Origin of the sequence: Cellulomonas hominis (assembly GCF_005239125.1) — a bacterium.
GTDB classification, from domain to species: Bacteria; Actinomycetota; Actinomycetes; order Actinomycetales; family Cellulomonadaceae; genus Cellulomonas; species Cellulomonas hominis_A.
Map to the genome: position 1 here is coordinate 1 of NZ_SZYE01000067.1, position 18,360 is coordinate 18,360.

14 protein-coding genes are annotated in these 18,360 nt (G+C 74.4%); 6 read left to right on the plus strand and 8 right to left on the minus strand.

Annotated features, from left to right (window positions below; translation table 11 throughout):
- Nucleotides 1-87 precede the first annotated feature (87 nt).
- The 6 genes from FA014_RS09930 to FA014_RS09955 form a co-directional block, all read right to left on the minus strand.
- Nucleotides 88-1,632 (minus strand): anthranilate synthase component I, encoded by a 1,545-nt coding sequence (locus tag FA014_RS09930; RefSeq protein WP_154729539.1) that lies wholly within the window; start codon nucleotides 1,630-1,632, stop codon nucleotides 88-90.
- 65 nt (nucleotides 1,633-1,697) lie between these two features.
- Complete coding sequence (gene hisI, locus FA014_RS09935) at nucleotides 1,698-2,108, minus strand: phosphoribosyl-AMP cyclohydrolase (RefSeq protein WP_154729527.1); 411 nt, start codon at nucleotides 2,106-2,108, stop codon at nucleotides 1,698-1,700.
- 91 nt (nucleotides 2,109-2,199) lie between these two features.
- A complete protein-coding gene (locus FA014_RS09940) occupies nucleotides 2,200-4,020 on the minus strand; it encodes an ABC transporter ATP-binding protein (RefSeq protein WP_154729528.1) in 1,821 nt (606 codons plus the stop codon).
- Complete coding sequence (locus FA014_RS09945; RefSeq protein ID WP_154729540.1) at nucleotides 4,017-5,924, minus strand: ABC transporter ATP-binding protein; 1,908 nt, start codon at nucleotides 5,922-5,924, stop codon at nucleotides 4,017-4,019. Before FA014_RS09945 ends, FA014_RS09940 begins: the two co-directional genes overlap by 4 nt.
- Nucleotides 5,925-6,148: 224 nt before the next feature.
- Nucleotides 6,149-7,657, minus strand: a complete 1,509-nt coding sequence (rpsA, locus tag FA014_RS09950; protein ID WP_154729529.1) for a 30S ribosomal protein S1 — start codon at nucleotides 7,655-7,657, stop codon at nucleotides 6,149-6,151.
- A gap of 181 nt (nucleotides 7,658-7,838) precedes the next feature.
- On the minus strand, nucleotides 7,839-8,864 hold the full coding sequence (locus tag FA014_RS09955; protein WP_154729530.1) for a 6-phosphofructokinase: 1,026 nt from the start codon (nucleotides 8,862-8,864) through the stop codon (nucleotides 7,839-7,841).
- Nucleotides 8,865-8,991: 127 nt separating this feature from the next.
- Between FA014_RS09955 and FA014_RS09960 the strand changes: the two genes are divergently transcribed.
- The gene (locus FA014_RS09960; RefSeq protein ID WP_154729531.1) at nucleotides 8,992-9,852 is read left to right on the plus strand and encodes a class I SAM-dependent methyltransferase; all 861 of its coding nucleotides are present in this window, start codon (nucleotides 8,992-8,994) and stop codon (nucleotides 9,850-9,852) included.
- A gap of 97 nt (nucleotides 9,853-9,949) precedes the next feature.
- Here the strand turns inward: FA014_RS09960 and polA are convergent, their stop codons facing one another.
- Nucleotides 9,950-12,652, minus strand: a complete 2,703-nt coding sequence (polA, locus tag FA014_RS09965) for a DNA polymerase I (RefSeq protein ID WP_230323025.1) — start codon at nucleotides 12,650-12,652, stop codon at nucleotides 9,950-9,952.
- A 100-nt stretch (nucleotides 12,653-12,752) separates the two neighbouring features.
- Here polA and FA014_RS09970 point away from each other — a divergent pair, with 100 nt between their 5' ends.
- Entirely contained in the window at nucleotides 12,753-13,115 is a 363-nt protein-coding gene (locus tag FA014_RS09970; protein ID WP_230323027.1) for a PaaI family thioesterase, read from the plus strand.
- On the opposite strand, the gene FA014_RS09975 is transcribed toward FA014_RS09970, so the two are convergent.
- Nucleotides 13,028-13,711, minus strand: coding sequence for a GNAT family N-acetyltransferase (locus FA014_RS09975; protein WP_230323026.1), 684 nt, complete (start codon nucleotides 13,709-13,711; stop codon nucleotides 13,028-13,030). The two genes, FA014_RS09970 and FA014_RS09975, sit on opposite strands and share 88 nt — an antisense overlap.
- 395 nt (nucleotides 13,712-14,106) lie before the next feature.
- On the opposite strand from FA014_RS09975, the gene FA014_RS09980 reads away from it, so the two are divergent.
- The 4 genes from FA014_RS09980 to FA014_RS09995 all read left to right on the plus strand — a co-directional run.
- Entirely contained in the window at nucleotides 14,107-15,522 is a 1,416-nt protein-coding gene (locus tag FA014_RS09980) for a branched-chain amino acid ABC transporter permease (RefSeq protein WP_154729535.1), read from the plus strand.
- Nucleotides 15,523-15,531: 9 nt separating this feature from the next.
- Nucleotides 15,532-16,518, plus strand: coding sequence for a branched-chain amino acid ABC transporter permease (locus FA014_RS09985; protein ID WP_154729536.1), 987 nt, complete (start codon nucleotides 15,532-15,534; stop codon nucleotides 16,516-16,518).
- Nucleotides 16,508-17,497, plus strand: a complete 990-nt coding sequence (locus FA014_RS09990) for an ABC transporter ATP-binding protein (RefSeq protein ID WP_154729537.1) — start codon at nucleotides 16,508-16,510, stop codon at nucleotides 17,495-17,497. The genes FA014_RS09985 and FA014_RS09990 overlap by 11 nt, the downstream gene beginning before the upstream one ends.
- Nucleotides 17,494-18,360: ABC transporter ATP-binding protein (locus tag FA014_RS09995; RefSeq protein ID WP_154729538.1), on the plus strand; the 867-nt coding region annotated here is incomplete at its 3' end. The genes FA014_RS09990 and FA014_RS09995, both read left to right, overlap by 4 nt.

Genomic DNA, 18,360 nt, shown 5'->3' on the forward strand with positions numbered 1-18,360 from the left:
GCGCGACGAGACCCGAGAGCAGCAGCAGGACGAGCACCCACCGGCCCCGGCGGCCGCGGCCGCGGGCGGGCGCGCCCGGGGCCCCGCTCACGACGGCCCGACCGACCGGAGCCGGGACGCGACCTGCACCGCGCGCACGGCGGCCGCGGCCTTGTCCCGGGACTCCTGGTACTCGGTGGCGGGCACGGAGTCGGCCACGATGCCCGCGCCGGCCTGCACGCTCGCCCGGCCGTCCCGGATCAGCGCCGTGCGGATCGCGATGGCCATGTCCATGTCCCCCGCGAGGTCGAAGTAGCCGACGGTGCCGCCGTAGATGCCGCGGCGGGCGGGCTCGATCTCGTCGATCAGCGCGATCGCGCGCGGCTTCGGCGCGCCGGACAGCGTGCCGGCCGGGAACGTCGCCGTGAACGCGCCGAGCGCGGTCGCCCCCGCGCGCAGCCGGCCGACGACGGTCGAGCAGATGTGCATGATGTGGCTGAACCGGCGCACCGCCATGAACTCGACGACCTCCACCGTCGCCGGCTCGCAGACCTTGACCAGGTCGTTGCGGCTGAGGTCCACCAGCATCAGGTGCTCGGCGCGCTCCTTGGGGTCGGCGAGCAGCTCGTCGTGCAGCGCCCGGTCCTCCTCGGGGGTGGCGCCGCGGGGCCGGGACCCGGCGATCGGGAACGTCGTGACGTGCCCCTCGGTGACCTTGACCAGCGTCTCGGGGCTGGACCCGACGACCGCGAAGTCCCGGCCGTCGGCGTCCTGCAGCTGGAGGTAGTACATGTACGGGCTCGGGTTGATGGTCCGGAGCACGCGGTAGACGTCGAGCGGCGCGGCCGGGCAGTCCAGGTCGAGGCGCTGCGACAGCACGACCTGGAACACCTCGCCGTCGACGATCGCCTCCTGGCCGCGGGCGACCGCGGCCTCGAACTCGGCGGCCGTCGACCGGAACTCCAGCGCGGGCGCCGGCGCGTCCACCAGGTGCGCGGCGGCGGGCGCGGCGGGCCGGAGCAGTGCCGCCTGCATCGCGTCCAGCCGGGCGACGGCGTCCGCGTGCGCCTCGTCCACCCGCGCGTCGGTGCCGTCGAAGTTGATCGCGTTCGCGACCAGCCACACGGAGCCGTCCCGGTGGTCGGTGACCGCGAGGTCGCTCGCGAGCAGGAGCGTCATCTCGGGCACGCCCAGCTCGTCGGGCGCGGTGGCCGGCAGCGTCGGCTCCCAGTGCCGGACCACGTCCCAGCCGAGCGCGCCGACCAGGCCGCCGGTCAGCGGGGGCAGCCCGGGCACGGCGGGCGTGCGGAGCACCTCGAGCGTCTCGCCGAGCACGGCGAGCGGGTCGCCCTCGGTCGGGACGCCGGCCGGCACGTCGCCGGTCCACACGGCCCGGCCGTCGCGCACGGTCAGCGTCGCCCGCGACCGGACGCCCACGAACGACCACCGGGACCACGAGCCGTCCTGCTCGGCGGACTCCAGGACGAACGTGCCGGGCCGGCCGCCGGCGAGCGTGCGGTACAGCCCGACGGGGGTGGTGTCGTCGGCGAGCAGGCGGCGCACGACGGGGACGACGCGGCGCGTCGGGGCGAGCTCCCGGAACTGGTCCAGCCCGGGCCAGGTCGCCCCCCAGGGCACGTCGGCCGGCGTCACGGCCGGCGCGGTCGCCTCTCCCGCGCCGCCGGCCGCCCGGGCCCCCGCCGCCGGGGCTCCCGCGGTCACGCCGGGTCCCCCGGCCGCTCGGCCACGACCGCGCCGAGGTCGCCGCCCGCCTCGAAGCAGGTGCGCGTCCCGGTGTGGCAGGCGGCGCCCACCTGGTCGACCCGCACGAGCAGCGCGTCGCCGTCGCAGTCGAGCGCCACGGACTTCACGTACTGGGCGTGCCCGGACGTGTCGCCCTTGCGCCAGTACTCCTGCCGGGACCGGCTCCAGAACACGACCCGGCCGCCGGTCAGCGTGCGGTGCAGCGCCTCGTCGTCCATCCAGCCGAGCATGAGCACCTCGCCGGTGTCGTGCTGCTGCACCACGGCCGCGACCAGGCCGGACGCGTCGCGGCGCAGGCGCGCGGCGAGGTCCGGGTCGAGGGGGCTCGGGGCGCCCGCGGGGGCGGGGGTCTGCGTCTCGCTCACGCCCCCGATCCTCCCACGGCCCGGCGCCCCGGCCGGTGGCGCGACCGTCCCGCGGACCCCGCGCGACAGCCCTGGCCCCGGACCCCGGTCCTCAGCGCGTCTGCGCCACCCAGGCCCGGTGCATCGCCGCGTACACGCCGTCGCGGGCGACCAGGTCCTCGTGCGGCCCGAGCTCGACCACGTGCCCGGCGTCCACCACCACGACCAGGTCCGCCGCCTCGGCGGTCGACAGCCGGTGCGCGATCGTCACCGTGCTCCGCCCGGTGGTCAGGGAGTCGAGCGCGCGGGCGATCCGCACCTCGGTGGCCGGGTCGACCGCGGACGTGGCCTCGTCCAGGACGAGCAGGTCGGCGTCCGCGAGGTACGCGCGGGTCAGCGCGACGAGCTGCCGCTCCCCCGCCGACAGCGCCTCGCCGCGCTGCCCGACGGGCGTGTCCAGCCCGGACGGCAGCTCGGCGACCCAGTCGGTGAGGCCGAGCTCGGCGAGCGCGGCGCGCAGCCGGGGCTCCGCCTCGGCCGGGGTCGGCGCGGCGTGGTCGTCGCCGTCGCGCAGGCCGTAGACCAGGTTCTCCGCGAGCGTGGCGTCGAACAGGAAGCCCTCCTGGGGCACCATGACCACCCGGCGGCGCAGGTCCTCGGTGCGCACGGTGCGCAGGTCGGTGCCGTCGAGCAGCACGGCCCCGCGGGTCGGGTCCATCAGCCGGGTGACCAGCTTGGCGATCGTGGTCTTGCCGGAGCCGGTGGCGCCGACGACGGCGACCGAGCGGCCGGCGGGCAGGTGCAGGTCGACGTCGTGCAGCACGGGCGGCCCGTCCGGGTAGGCGAAGCCCACGCCCTGCAGCTCGACCGCGGCGGGGCCGCGCGGGGACGGCACGGCGCGCGGGCCGGGGTCGGCGACCTGCACGGGCGTGTCGATGATGCCGAGCACCCGGCGCCACCCGGCGACCGCGTTCTGCAGCTCGTTCAGCACCTCGGTGGCCTGCTGCACCGGGCCCGTGAACAGCTGCACGAGGAACAGGAACGCGAGCAGCTTGCCGACGCTGAGGTCCCCCGCGACGCCGAGCGCGGTGCCGGCGACGACCACGACGGCCAGCACGAGGTTCGCGACCAGCACGCCGGAGGAGAACACCAGCGACACGGTGTTCTGCGCGCGGACCATCGCGTCCCGGGTCGCACCGATCCGCTCGTCGACGTTCCGCTGCACCCGGCGCTGCACGCCGTACGCCCGGATGGTCTCCGCCCCGACGACCGCCTCGGACACGGCGCCGAGCATGGCGCCGACCCGCTCGCGCACGGTGGTGTACGCGACGTTGACCCGGCGCTGGAGTGGCCGCAGCGCGAGCACCAGGGGCCCGAAGCACAGCCACACCAGGAGGGTCAGCTGCCAGGAGTAGACCGACATGAGCACCGTCGCGACCAGCACCTGGAGGGTCGAGACGAGCAGCATGATGCCGCCCCACTGCACGAACATCGAGATGGTGTCGACGTCCGAGGTCACCCGGGACACCAGCGACCCGCGCCGCTCGGTGTTCTGGGTCAGCACCGACAGGTCGTGCACGTGCCGGAACGCCCGCACCCGGAGCTGGGCCAGGCCGGCCTCGCTGGCACGGAACAGCCGCACGTTGACCAGGGCCGAGCACAGCCCGCCGGCCGCCAGCGCGAGCGCCGCGGCCACCACGAGGGTGACGACGCGGCGCACGTCCGGGCCGCCGTCCGCGAGGATGCCGGTGTCCATCACCTGCTGCACCGCGACGGGCACCACGACCTTGCCCGCCGCGGCGAGCGTCGCGAGCAGGAACGTCAGCCCGATGCCCTGCACGAGCTGCGGCGACACCTCGACGCCGCGCCGCAGCGTGCCCATGACCCCGCGGTGCGTGCCGCCCAGGCCCGCCTCCTGCTGCTCGGCGCTCATCGGGCTCCCTCCGGGTCCAGCTCGTCCTCGTCCTCGCGGGCGTCGGCGCGCTCGTCGGCCGCCGCCGCCTCCGCGTCCAGCGCCTCCGCCCGGCGGGTCGCGCGGCGCTCGGACTCCTGCTCGTAGGCGGTCGCGAGCTCCGCGTAGCCCGGGTCCCGGGCCAGCAGCTCGGCGTGCGTGCCGTGGTCGACCACCCGGCCGCCGGCCAGGTGCACCACCTCGTCGGCGAGGAGCACCGAGGACATCCGGTAGGCCACCAGCAGCACGGTGGGGCCGCTCGCGTCGCCGCCGGCGTGCGCCCGCAGCCCCGTGAGGATGTCCTGCTCCACCCGCGGGTCGACCGCGGACGTCGCGTCGTCCAGCACCAGCAGCCGCGGCCGGCGCACCAGCGCCCGGGCGATCGCGAGCCGCTGCCGCTGGCCGCCGGACAGGTTCGACCCGCGCTCGCCGAGCCGGGCGTCCAGGCCCCCGGGCAGGTCGCGCACGACGCCGTCGACCCGGGCGAGCCGCAGCGCGGCCCACACCTCGTCGTCCGACGGGGCGCCCGGGTCGTCGGGGTCGCGCAGCGTGACGTTGCCGCGCACGGTGTCCTCGAACACGAAGGTCTGCTGCCCGACCAGCACCACCTGGTCGGTGAGGTCGCCCGGGACGAGGTCGCGCACGTCGGTGCCGTCGACCTCCACGGTGCCGGTGCCGGGGTCGGTGAGCCGCGGGACGAGCGACACCAGCGTCGTCTTCCCGGCACCCGTCGGGCCGACCACCGCGACCACCCGGCCGGGTGCGACGTCCAGGTCGACGTCGCTGAGCAGCGGGATCGGGCCCGCAGGCCCGGGGACCTGCACGCCGACGCCGGACAGCCGCAGCGCCGCCCCGCCCCCCGCGCCCCGGGCGAGCGGACGCGCACCCGGCACGAGCTCGCCCTCCGCGTCCACCACCCGCGCCACGCGCTCGTGCCCGACCAGACCGCGCGGCAGCTCGCCGAGCACCCAGCCGAACGCGCGCACCGGCACCGCCATGAGCGTGAGGAGGTACGCCGCGGACACGATGTCGCCCGTGCCGACCGCGCCGGCCTCCACCCGCCACACGCCGACCAGCAGCACGAGCAGCGTGCCGAGGCTCGGCAGCATGTCGATCACCGGGTCGAAGTAGGCGCGCACGACGCCGACCCGCACGTTGGCGTCCCGGAGCCGACCGGCGCGCTCGGCGAACCGGCGCTCCTCGCGCTCCTCGGTCCCGAGCGACTTGACCAGCAGCGCCGCCTCGAAGCTCTCGTGCGCGATGTCGGCGACCTCGGCGCGGAGCTGCTGGGCGCGGGTCGCGGCCGGGGACATCCGGCGCTGGAACACCAGGTTCGCCACGACGGCGGCCGGCAGCACCGCCATCGCCGCGACGGCCAGCCAGACGTCCGTGCTGAACAGCGCGACCGCGGCGACGCCGATCATCACGACGACGCCCAGCGCGAACGGCAGCGGGTTGAACACGCCGGTGGCGGCCTCGACGTCGGCGGACGCGTTGGACAGCAGCTGGCCGGTGGGGTGCGCGCGGTGCCAGGTGATCGGCAGCCGCAGGTACTGCCGGGTCACCGCGCGGCGGTGCATGGCCTGCTGGTCCGCCACGCCCATGCCGGCGAAGATCCGCCGGCCGGCGACGGCGGCGGCCAGGGACACCGCGACCAGGGCGAGCACGCCGCCCGCCACCCAGATCCGGCCGCGGGCGTCCGGGTCCCCGCCCAGCGCCGGGACCACGACGTCGTCCGTCGCCCAGCCGAGCACGCGGCTGACCGCGACCGTCAGCGCGCCGTACGCCGCCGAGGTGCCGATCGCCAGCACGTACGTCCGCGGCTGGGAGGCGATACCCCTGCCGAGCAGCAGCAGGGAGCGCCGCAGCACCGACCCGGTGAGCATCGCCGGACGGGGCGTGGTGGAGCGCGCGGGCACAGCACGGCCTTTCGCGAGACGAGGTGGCGGTGCCGTCGATCCTCTCACGGGGCACCCACAGGTGAGACGGCGGGAAGCACCAGGTGAGACGCCGGACTCCGACGACCGCGCCCGGGAACGCCGACGGGCCGGCCACCCGGAGGTGGCCGGCCCGTCGGACCGGTGGCCGGGCGGTGCGCCCGGCGGTCGGCTCAGTTGCCGGTGAGCTTCTCGCGGAGCGCGGCCAGGGCCTCGTCCGAGGCGAGCGTGCCGGTCGCCTCCTGGGCCGGAGCCGAGGAGTACGAGGAGGACGACGACGACGAGGAGGACGACGACGACGACGAGCTCGAGGCGGCGGAGTCGCCACCACCCTGAGCGGCCTCCGCGTCGGCCTGGACGGCGTCCAGGACCTGCTTGCGGTGCGCCTCCCAGCGCTCGTGCGCCTGGGCGTACTGCGCCTCCCAGGTCTCGCGCTGGGACTCGTAGCCCTCGAGCCACTCGTTGGTGGTCGGGTCGAAGCCCTCGGGGTACTTGTAGTTCCCCTCCTCGTCGTACTCGGCCGCCATGCCGTACAGCGCGGGGTCGAAGTCCTCGGAGGTCGGGTCGAAGCCCTCGTTCGCCTGCTTGAGCGACAGCGAGATGCGGCGGCGCTCCAGGTCGATGTCGATGACCTTGACGAACACGTCGTCGCCGACCTGGACGACCTGCTCCGGGATCTCGACGTGGCGCACGGCCAGCTCCGAGATGTGCACCAGGCCCTCGATGCCGTCCTCGACGCGCACGAACGCGCCGAACGGGACGAGCTTGGTGACCTTGCCGGGGACGACCTGGCCGATGGCGTGCGTCCGGGCGAAGGCCTGCCACGGGTCCTCCTGCGTCGCCTTCAGCGACAGGGAGACCCGCTCGCGGTCGAAGTCGACGTCCAGGACCTCGACCGTGACCTCCTGGCCGACCTCGACGACCTCGGACGGGTGGTCGATGTGCTTCCAGGACAGCTCGGAGACGTGCACGAGCCCGTCCACGCCGCCCAGGTCGACGAACGCGCCGAAGTTGACGATCGAGGACACGACACCGGGGCGGACCTGGCCCTTCTGCAGGGTCTGCAGGAAGGTGGAGCGGACCTCGGACTGCGTCTGCTCGAGCCAGGCGCGGCGCGACAGGACCACGTTGTTGCGGTTCTTGTCGAGCTCGATGATCTTCGCCTCGATCTCCTTGCCGACGTACGGCTGGAGGTCGCGGACACGACGCATCTCCACGAGGGAGGCCGGGAGGAAGCCACGGAGGCCGATGTCGAGGATGAGGCCACCCTTGACCACCTCGATGACGGTGCCGGTGACGACGCCGTCCTCCTCCTTGATCTTCTCGATCGTGCCCCAGGCGCGCTCGTACTGGGCGCGCTTCTTGGACAGGATCAGACGACCCTCCTTGTCCTCCTTCTGGAGGACGAGGGCCTCGACCTCGTCACCGACCTTGACGACCTCGCCCGGGTCCACGTCGTGCTTGATGGACAGCTCGCGGGACGGGATGACGCCCTCGGTCTTGTAACCGATGTCGAGCAGGACCTCGTCGCGGTCGACCTTGACGATGGTGCCCTCGACGATGTCGCCGTCGTTGAAGTACTTGATCGTGGCGTCGACCGCGGCGAGGAAGTCCTCGGCCGAGCCGATGTCGTTGACCGCGACCTGCGGGGTGCCGGGCTTGGCGGGGGTGGAGATGCTCATGTAGGGATGGGCTCCGATGCGGACATGAAGTAGTGGGAACGGGTTCGGCGGGGCGCCAGACGGCACGCCACACCGGCGAACACCTTACCCGCCGTGACGACAGCGGGTCAAAGCCGCCCGGGCGCCGTGGTGACGGCTGCCCGGGCGGCCCGCGTGCGGCGGGCCGCACGGCCCGCGGCGGTCAGGCGAGCGCCCGGGCCACCTGGAGCAGCTCGGCGGGGACCCGCTTGACCTTGCCGGCGATCTCCTGCAGCGGCACCAGCACGACCTCGTCGCCGCGCAGCGCCGTCATGACGTCGGTCTCGCCCCGGCTCACCGCGTCGATCGCGGCGACGCCGAACCGGCTGCCGAGGATCCGGTCCGCGGGCACCGGGCTCCCGCCGCGCTGCACGTGGCCGAGGACGGTCACGCGGGTGTCGAACCCGGTGCGCTGCTCGATCTCCGCCTTGACCCGCGCGGTGATCGCGCCCGCGACGATCTCGCCGAACTGGCCGACCGGCGCCTCGTAGGACATCGAGGTGCCCTCGGCGGGCACGGCGCCCTCGGCGACGACCACGATCGAGAAGTTCGCGTGCGCGCGGTGCCGGTGCTTGAGGAACTTGATGACCTTGTCGATGTCGAACGGCTCCTCGGGGGCCAGCACGACCTCGGCGCCGCCGGCGATGCCCGCGGTCACGGCGATCCAGCCGGCGCTGCGGCCCATGACCTCGACGATCATGACGCGGTTGTGCGACTCGGCCGTGGTGTGCACCCGGTCGATCGCCTCGGTGGCGATCTCGACCGCGGTGTCGAAGCCGATCGACCGGTCGGTGCCCCACACGTCGTTGTCGATCGTCTTGGGGATGGCGACGATCTTCACGCCGGCCTCGGCCACCTTCGACGCGGCGTGCAGCGTGCCGTCGCCGCCGATGCAGATCAGCGCCTCGATCCGCTCGGCCTCCAGCGTCGCCAGCACGGCGTCCACCCCGCCGTTCGAGGAGTGCGGGTGGTACCGCGCCGTCCCCAGCAGGGTGCCGCCCAGGGGCAGCACGTTGCGGATGTGGCTGCGGCTGAGCGGGACGATGTCGCCGTCCACGACGCCGCGCCACCCGTTGCGGAAGCCGATGATCGAGTGCCCGTACTCCCCCTCCCCGCGCTTGACGACGGCGCGGATCGCCGCGTTCAGACCGGGGACGTCGCCCCCGCCGGTGAGCAGTCCGACACGCACGCTGAGGTCTCCTTCTGAGATGGGGTGGCCGCGGCACCCTCGCGCGGCGTGACCAGGCTAGCCGTGCTCGTCCCGGGCACCCGTGAGCCGGAGGTCCCGGGCGATTCGTCCGGCTACCGTCGTGCGGGTGGATGACAGCACCGACTCCCGGCTCGCAGCGGCCGGCTACCTCGACGTCCCCGCCGCCGCGACCGAGGGCGCCGGACGGCGCTGGTGGGACGCGAACGCGGGCGAGTACCTGGACGAGCACGGGGCGTTCCTCGGCGACGACGACTTCCTCTGGTGCCCCGAGGGGCTGCGCGAGTCCGAGGCGGGTCTGCTGGGCGACGTCGCCGGGCGGCGGGTGCTCGAGGTCGGCGCCGGCGCGGCGCAGTGCTCGCGGTGGCTCGCCGCGCGGGGCGCCCAGGCGGTGGCGACGGACGTGTCCGGCGGGATGCTCGCCGCCGCGCGGGAGCTCGACCGGCGGCTGGCGGGCGACCCGGCCCGCGAGGCCGGTCCGGTCGCGGGCCGGGCCGCGACGGTGCCGCTCGTGCAGGCCGACGCGCGGGCGCTGCCGTTCCCCGACCGGTCGTTCGACGTCGTGTTCACCGCCTACGGCGCCATCCCGTTCGTGCCCGACGCCGGCCGGGTGCACGCCGAGGCGGCACGGGTGCTGCGGCCGGGCGGGCGCTGGGTGTGCTCGGTGACGCACCCGGTGCGCTGGGCGTTCCCCGACGACCCGGGCGAGCGCGGGCTCACCGCCGACCGGTCCTACTTCGACCGGCGGCCGTACGTGGAGCGGGACGAGCACGGGCGGGTGCTGTACGCCGAGTACCACCGGACGATCGGCGACCACGTGGCGGACCTGGTGGGCGCCGGGCTGGTGCTGGACCGCATCGTCGAGCCGGCCTGGCCCGACGAGAACGACCGGACCTGGGGCGGCTGGAGCCCGCTGCGCGGCCGGCACCTGCCGGGCACGGCGATCTTCGTGGCGCACCGGCCGGCGTAGCCCGCGGGTCGCGGGCCCCGAGTTCGCCGGTTGCGCGCCCAGGGCGGCTGCGCAACCGGCGAACTCGCGCGGAACCGGCGAACTCGCGCGCCGAGGGTCAGTGCCCGGCGGCGTGCCAGCTCTCGCCGACGCCGACCGACACGTCCAGCGGCACCGACAGGTCGTACGCCGACCCCATCTGCGCGCGCACCAGCGCCTCGACCTGCTCGCGCTCCCCCGGGGCGACCTCGAGCACGAGCTCGTCGTGCACCTGGAGCAGCAGCCGGCTGCCGAGCCCCTGCGCGTCGAGCTCGGACTGCACGCCGAGCATCGCGAGCTTGATGATGTCCGCCGCGGACCCCTGGATCGGGGCGTTCAGCGCCATCCGCTCCGCGGCCTCGCGCCGGACCCGGTTGTCGCTCGTGAGGTCCGGCAGGTACCGCCGCCGCCCGAGGATGGTCGCGGTGTACCCGGTCGCGCGGGCCTCGTCGGCCACGCCGGTCAGGTAGTCGCGCACCCCGCCGAACCGGTGGAAGTAGTCCTGCATCAGCGCGGCGGCCTCGGACACCTCGATCTTCAGCTGCTGCGACAGGCCGTACGAGGACAGGCCGTACGCCAGGCCGTACGACATCGCCTTGATCTTGGACCGCTGGGCGCTGGTGACCTCGTCGGTGGGCACGCCGAACACCCGGGACCCGACGTAGGAGTGCAGGTCCTCCCCCGCGGTGAACGCCTCGATGAGGCCCTCGTCGCCGGACAGGTGGGCCATGATCCGCATCTCGATCTGCGAGTAGTCGGCGGTCAGCAGGGTCTCGTACCCCTGGCCGACCACGAACGCCCGGCGGATCTGCCGGCCGGCCTCGGTGCGGATCGGGATGTTCTGCAGGTTCGGGTCGGTCGAGGACAGCCGCCCCGTCGCCGCGATCGTCTGCTGGAACGTCGTGTGGATCCGGCCGTCCGGGGCGACCGAGCGGAGCAGGCCCTCGACGGTCTGGCGCAGCCGGATGGCGTCCCGGTGGGCGAGCAGGTGCTCGAGGAACGGGTGCCCGGTGCGGGCGAACAGGTCGGCCAGCGCGTTGGCGTCGGTGGTGTAGCCGGTCTTGGTCTTCTTGGTCTTCGGCATGTCGAGCTGGTCGAACAGCACCTCCTGGAGCTGCTTCGGCGAGCCGAGGTTCACCTCCCGCCCGATCGCGTCGTACGCCTCCCCCGCGGCGCGCTGCACCGCGGTGTCGTACTCCTTCTCCAGCGCGGAGAGATAGCCGGCGTCCGCGGCGATGCCGACGTGCTCCATGCGCTCGAGCACGCTCTCCAGGGGCAGCTCGACGTCGCGGAGCAGGTGGTCCACGCCGCGCTCCACGAGCTGGCCGCCCAGGACGTCGACGAGGTCGAGCACCGCGGCCGCGCGCACGGCGCCGCGGGTGCCCTCGGAGGAGCCCTCCAGGTCGAGGTCCAGCGCGCCCTGGCCGGCCTCGTCCGCCACGGCACCGAGCTCGCGGCGCAGGTAGCCGATGGCCAGGTCGGACAGGTCGTAGCCGCGGCGGTCGGGCTGCAGCAGGTACGCGCCGAGCTCGGTGTCGAACTCGACCCCCGCCAGCGTGAGCCCGCGCCCGGCGAGCGCGTGCCACGCCTCCTTGGCCGCGTGCAGCGCCTTCGGCTGCGCCGGGTCGGCGAGCCACGTCGCCAGCGTCGCCTCGTCGGCCGGGGCGATCTGCGCGAGGTCGTACGCCACGGCCTCCCCGCCGACCACGAGGGCGATCCCCCAGGCGTCGCCGCCCGCCGGGGACGCCGAGCCCTGCACGTCCACCGCGGTCCGCGCCCCGGCGTGCCGCTCCAGCCACGCGGCGAGGCCGCCGTCGACCGGGGTCACGACGACCGGCCCCTCGGCGGGGCCGGCGACCTCGCCCGCGTCGTCGTCCTCGCCCGGGAGCATGGCGAACAGCCGGTCGCGCAGGGTGCGGAACTCCAGCTCGTCCAGGATGGTGTGCAGCGCCTCGCGGTCCCAGGGCCGCGCGACCAGGTCCTCCGGACCCAGCGGCAGCTCCAGGTCGTCGAGCAGCCGGTTGAGCTGGCGGTTCAGCAGCACCTGGTCGAGGTTCGCGCGCAGCGACTCCCCCGCCTTGCCGGCGATCTTGTCGACGTTCGCGACGATGCCCTGCAGGCCGTCGTAGGTGGCGATCCACTTGGCGGCCGTCTTCGGCCCGACGCCCGGGACGCCGGGCAGGTTGTCCGAGGACTCGCCGACCAGGGCCGCGACGTCCGGGTACCGCTCCGGCGGCACGGCGTACTTGGCCTCGACCGCCTCCGGCGTCATCCGCGCGAGCTCCGACACGCCCTTGACCGGGTACAGCACCGTCACCCGGTCGGTCACGAGCTGCAGCGAGTCGCGGTCGCCGGAGCAGATCAGCACGTCCATGCCCTCGGCGGCCCCCTGGCGGGCGAGGGTCGCGAGGATGTCGTCGGCCTCGAAGCCCGGCTTGTCGAGCGTCGGGATGTGCATGGTCGCCAGGACCTGCTTGATGACCTCGACCTGGCCGCGGAACGCGTCCGGCGACGCGGAGCGGTTGGCCTTGTACTCCTCGTACTGCTCGGTGCGGAACGTGGTCCGCCCGGCGTCGAACGCGACGGCCACGTGGGTCGGCGCCTCGTCCCGCAGCAGGTTCGCCAGCATCGACACGAACCCGAACACCGCGTTGGTGGGCTGGCCGGTCGAGGTGGCGAACTTGTCGACCGGGAGGGCGAAGAAGGCCCGGTAGGCCATCGAGTGGCCGTCGACCAGGAGGAGTCGCGTCGCGTCAGTCACGGGTGCCAACCTATCGGGCATGGCTGACACCGACCTGCCGCGCACCGCCGACCCCGCCGACGCCGCCGCGCCCGCCGCCGACGGCGCGCCCCTCGGCACCCACGTCCCGCCCGGCACGCTCATGGAGCGGATGGGCATCGAGCTCCAGGAGGTGTCCGCCGAGCGCGCGGTCGGCACGATGCCGGTCGCCGGCAACGTGCAGCCGTACGGCCTGCTGCACGGCGGGGCCTCGGCGGTGCTCGCGGAGACGCTCGGCTCCTACGCCGCGAACGCGCACGCGGGCCCGGACCGGCGGGCGGTCGGGATCGAGCTCAGCTGCACGCACCACCGGTCGGCGACCGAGGGCGTGGTGACGGGGACCGCGACGGCGGTCCACCTGGGCGGCCGGGTGGCCACCTACGACGTGGTGGTCTCGGACCCCCGCGGCCGGCGGATCTGCTCCGCGCGGCTCACCTGCATGCTGATCGACGCCCGGCCCGCCTGAGCGGCCTCCGTCGCGGTCACGGCGCGCCCCGCGCGGGCGCGCCGCCGGCGGGCGATCAGGTCGTCCAGACCCCCGCGGGCGGCCCGGCGACCGGGCTGCGGGGCGTCCGCCGAGAGCTTGCGCTGCAGCACCTCGGTGCTGACCACGCGGTGCGCCGCCGCCGGGGCGAACCCGAGGCGGGCGAGGAACCGGTGCATGCCGCGCGCGCCGGGCAGCGGCACCGCGAGGACGTCCGTCGCGCCGACGCGCCGCGCCTGCTCCACCACGCCGCCGAGCAGCGCGTGCCCGACCCCGCGGCGCCGGGCGCCCTCCGCCACGTAGACCGCCTCGATCGACACGGTCACCTCGTCGCTGAACAGGCTCGGCCCCACGATCCGCGCCAGCACCAGGCCGCAGAGCTCGTCGTCGAGCGTCCCCACCAGGCCGACGGCGCCGGGCTCGGCGACCAGGGCGCCGATCTGGTGCCGCAGGCGGTCGGCGTCGTCGGTGCACAGCTGGGAGCCGACGAGCGACTCGGAGCGCGCCGCGAGGCTGAGGGAGACGAGGACGTCGAGGTCCTCGGGGCGGGCGGGTCGGACGGCGACGGGCGAGCGCACGGTGCGACGACCTCCTGGACTACTCGGACGGCGCGGCGACACCGGTGTCACCGCGATCCTGCTGCGCCCCCCGCGGCATCGCCCGATCATGGCGCACCACCCGGGTGTCTGCCTAGTCACGCCGGGCCCCCCGCGGCGGCCCCGCGGACGGAGACGCAGGTCACGACGCGGCGCTGTGGGCCTTCTCACCCCTCCGGGTGAACACGGCGCCGTCCGGGGGCGGGCGCCCGCCGCGCAGGGGGTCACCGGTCCGTGACCGACGTGACGAACGTCTCGAACACGATCGAAACGGGCTGGAAACGCAGCCTCCCTACTGTCGCGCCATCTCGACGCCGCCCGACCTGGCGCGAGCCCGCTGCCGACGGCCTCACGGCCACGACCGGACGGAGGACCAGGTGCGCCGAGCCGCTACCAGGGACCGTTCCACCGCCGGGGCGCTCGCCGCCCTCGGCGTGCTCCTCCTCTCGTTGCTCCTCCTGCTCGCCGACCCGGGAACCGCCCGGGCCGCGAGCGCCGGGTGCGTCGCCGACGCCGCCACCGGCTGCATCAACGGCACGATCCGCACCGCGGACCAGCAACCCGCGGTCGGCGTCGTCCTGGACGTCGACGGGCCCGGCGGCGCGAGCAGCGCCACCACGGACGCCGACGGCCGCTGGACGGTCGCGGTCACCGCCGCGGGCGAGTACACCGTCACGCTCGACGTGGCGACGCTCCCCGCCGGCGAGACGCTGCGCGACCCCGCCGGCAACCCGCGCACCGTCACGGTGGCGCTCGGGTCCTCGACGGGGGCGCTGTTCCCGCTGGGCGACCCGCCCGCCGGCGTGTCGGGCGGGTCCGACGACGCGACGGAACCCGAGCCGGGCAGCACCGCCCCGGCCGCCGACGGCGAGGTCGGCGCGCCGGCCGGGTCGTCGGACTCGGGCTCGTTCTCCTGGGGACGGCTGGCCCAGCAGGCGAGCAGCGGCCTGGTGTTCGGCGTCCTGCTCGCGCTGGCCTCCGTCGGCCTGTCGCTGATCTACGGCACCACCGGGCTGTCGAACTTCGCCCACGGCGAGCAGGTCACCCTCGGCGCGATCGTCGCGTACCTCGGGGTGCAGTCCCTCGGGCTGCCGCTGCTCGTCGCCGGGGTGCTGGCCGTCCTCGTCGGCGCGGCCTCGGGCTGGCTGCAGGACGCGGGCATCTGGCACCCGCTGCGCAGGCGGCGGGTCGGCACCACCCAGCAGATGATCGTCACCATCGGCCTGTCGATGGCGCTGCAGTACACGTACCAGTTCTTCTTCGGCGGCGGCGCGCTGCGCATCGTCACCACCACGCCCACGATGGTCACGCTCGGGCCGGTCCGGATCAGCGCGACCTCGCTGTGGTCCCTGCTGATCGCCGCCGTCGTGCTGGCCGGCGTCGCGTACTTCCTGCTCGGCACCCGGGTCGGCCGCGCCACCCGCGCCGTGTCGGACAACCCCGCGCTGGCCGCCGCGTCCGGCATCACCGTCGACCGGATCGTCCGCCTCGTGTGGGTGCTCGGGGCGGCGCTGGCCGCGCTGGGCGGCGTGCTGATGGGCCTCTACCTCAACGCGACCTCCTGGAACATGGGCGGCGCCCTGCTGCTCCTGATGTTCGCGGCGGTCACGCTCGGCGGGCTCGGGCAGGCGTTCGGCGCGCTGGCCGGGTCGATCGTCATCGGCCTGGTCGTGGAGATGTCGAACCTCGTCATCCCGAGCGACATGCGCTACGCCGGCGCCCTGCTCATCCTCATCCTCGTCCTGCTGCTGCGGCCCCAGGGCATCCTCGGCCGCGCCGAGCGGATCGGTTAAGGAGCCGACATGGACTGGTCCCGCATCCTCGTCAACGTCGCGGGCGAGATCTTCGCCCCGACCACCGCGGCCTACGCGCTCGCCGCCATCGGCCTCAACGTGCACTTCGGCCTCACCGGCCTGCTGAACATGGGCCAGGCCGGTTTCATGCTCCTCGGCGCGTACGGCTTCGCGATCTCGACGATCGCCGGCTGGCCGCTGTGGGCCGCCGTGCTCGTCGCGATCGCCTGCGCCGCCGTGTTCGGCCTGCTGCTCGGCATCCCGACCCTCAAGCTCCGCGGCGACTACCTCGCGATCGTCACGATCGCCGCCGCCGAGATCGTCCGGCTCGTCGGCCGGTCCACCGCGCTCACCGAGCTGACCGGCGCGTCGTCCGGCCTGCGCGGCAACTCCTACAAGGACACGTTCCAGGACGCGTCGCCGTTCCCCGACGGCACGGTCGCGCTCGGGCCGTTCGAGTACGCGATGAACGCGTCCAACTCGTGGTGGGTCCGGATCGTCGGCTGGGCCGTGGTCGCCCTCGCGTGCCTGCTGATCTGGCTGCTCATCCGCAGCCCGTGGGGCCGGGTGCTCAAGGGCATCCGCGAGGACGAGGACGCCGTGCGCTCGCTCGGCAAGAACGTCTACTCGTACAAGATGCAGGCGCTGGTGCTCGGCGGCGTGATCGGCGCCGTCGCGGGCATCATCTACGTCCTGCCGCGCGCCGTGCAGCCCGACTCCATGGGCCGGCCGATGACGTTCTTCGTCTGGACGATCCTGCTGCTCGGCGGCGCCGCCACGGTGTTCGGGCCCGTCCTCGGGTCGATCATCTTCTGGGTGTCGCTCATGCTCATCAAGTCGGTCATGCGCGTCGGGGTCCCCGAGTCGATCATGCGCACCGAGCAGATCGAGCAGTTCGGCTGGATCGTCGTCGGCGTCACGCTGATGCTCCTGGTGATCTTCCGACCGCAAGGCATCCTCGGCGACAAGAAGGAGCTGGCGATCGATGTCCGCTGACCTCCCCCGGGGCCACGTCCCCCCGCACGTCCCGCACGCCACCACGTCGACCGGCCGGGACCGCGTCACCGCCGACCTCGCGCACCTCGCGCACACCCCCGGCGTGCCCAAGCCCGACGCGATCGTCGTCGCCGACCAGGTCACCCGGCACTTCGGCGGCATGACCGCCGTCGACGTCGGCCACCTGGAGGTGCAGCGCGGCGCCATCACCGCGCTGATCGGCCCCAACGGCGCCGGCAAGACGACCCTGTTCAACCTGCTGACCGGGTTCGACAAGCCGTCCACCGGCACCTGGTCGTTCGACGGCCGGTCGCTGTCCGGGGTGTCCGCGGCGCGCGTGGCGCGGTCCGGGATGGTCCGGACGTTCCAGCTCACCAAGGCGCTGTCCCGGATGACCGTGATCGAGAACATGCGGCTCGGCGCGACCCGGCAGCCCGGCGAGAACCTCTTCACCGCGCTGATCCCGCCGCTGTGGACCGCGCGGGAGAAGGAGATCACCGAGCAGGCCGAGGAGCTGCTGGTCCGGTTCAAGCTCGACGCGAAGCGCGACGACTACGCCGGCTCGCTGTCCGGCGGCCAGCGCAAGCTGCTGGAGATGGCCCGGGCCCTGATGTCCCGGCCGAGGATGGTGATGCTGGACGAGCCGATGGCCGGCGTGAACCCCGCGCTCACCCAGTCGCTGCTCGGCCATATCCAGGCGCTCCGCGAGGAGGGCACCACGGTGCTGTTCGTCGAGCACGACATGCACATGGTCCGGCACATCTCCGACTGGGTGGTGGTCATGGCCGAGGGGCGGATCGTCGCCGAGGGACCGCCCGAGGACGTGATGGCCGACCAGGCCGTCATCGACGCCTACCTCGGGGCGCACCACGACACCGACCTGGGCGACGACGCGCTCCTGGACGACGGCAGCATGCAGCAGCTCGAGGCGGAGGCGCGGGCCGAGGCCGCCGCCGAGACGAAGGAGGGGACGCGATGAGCAGCACCGCCGTGCAGGGGTCCGACCCCTCGACCGTCCACCGCGGCGCACCCGACGGGGAGCCGCTGCTCGCGGCGACCTCGTTGGTCGCCGGGTACGTGCCGGGCGTGAACATCCTCGACGACTGCAACCTGGTCGTGCACCCCGGCGAGCTCGTCGGCATCATCGGCCCGAACGGCGCCGGGAAGTCGACGCTGCTCAAGGCGCTGTTCGGGCTCGTGACCATCCGGTCCGGCTCGGTCGTGCTCAAGGGCGAGGACATCACCAACCACCGGGCCGACTCGCTGGTGCGCCGCGGCGTCGGGTTCGTGCCGCAGACCAACAACGTGTTCCCGTCGCTGTCCATCCAGGAGAACCTGGAGATGGGGCTCTTCCAGGCGCCGAAGCGGTTCGCCGAGCGGTTCGACTTCATCGCCGACCTGTTCCCGGTGCTCGGTGAGCGCCGCAAGCAGCGCGCCGGGTCGCTGTCCGGAGGCGAGCGGCAGATGGTCGCGATGGCGCGGGCGCTGATGATGGACCCGTCCGTGCTGCTGCTCGACGAGCCGTCGGCGGGCCTGTCCCCCGTGCGGCAGGACGAGACGTTCCTGCGGACCCGGAAGATCAACAAGGCCGGGGTGTCGGTGGTGATCGTCGAGCAGAACGCCCGCCGCTGCCTGCAGATCTGCGACCGCGCCTACGTCCTGGACCAGGGGTCGAACGCCTACTCCGGCCCGGGCCGCGAGCTGATGCACGACCCGAAGGTGATCGAGCTGTACCTCGGCACCCTGGCGACGGACGTGGAGGCGGCAGCGGCGGACCGCCCGGCGCCGGCGCCCCCGGACACGGCCGCGGGCGGGCCGGGCACCGCGGCGGGCGGGCCGGCG

What these genes read in the sequence shown, in the direction of transcription:
- FA014_RS09945 (WP_154729540.1), bottom strand. Translation starts at nt 5,924, where the DNA reads ATGCTCACCGGGTCGGTGCTGCGGCGCTCCCTGCTGCTGCTCGGCAGG.
- FA014_RS09985 (WP_154729536.1), top strand. Translation starts at nt 15,532, where the DNA reads ATGGACTGGTCCCGCATCCTCGTCAACGTCGCGGGCGAGATCTTCGCC.
- polA (WP_230323025.1), bottom strand. Translation starts at nt 12,652, where the DNA reads ATGCCCGATAGGTTGGCACCCGTGACTGACGCGACGCGACTCCTCCTG.
- FA014_RS09970 (WP_230323027.1), top strand. Translation starts at nt 12,753, where the DNA reads ATGGAGCGGATGGGCATCGAGCTCCAGGAGGTGTCCGCCGAGCGCGCG.
- FA014_RS09940 (WP_154729528.1), bottom strand. Translation starts at nt 4,020, where the DNA reads ATGAGCGCCGAGCAGCAGGAGGCGGGCCTGGGCGGCACGCACCGCGGG.
- rpsA (WP_154729529.1), bottom strand. Translation starts at nt 7,657, where the DNA reads ATGAGCATCTCCACCCCCGCCAAGCCCGGCACCCCGCAGGTCGCGGTC.
- FA014_RS09990 (WP_154729537.1), top strand. Translation starts at nt 16,508, where the DNA reads ATGTCCGCTGACCTCCCCCGGGGCCACGTCCCCCCGCACGTCCCGCAC.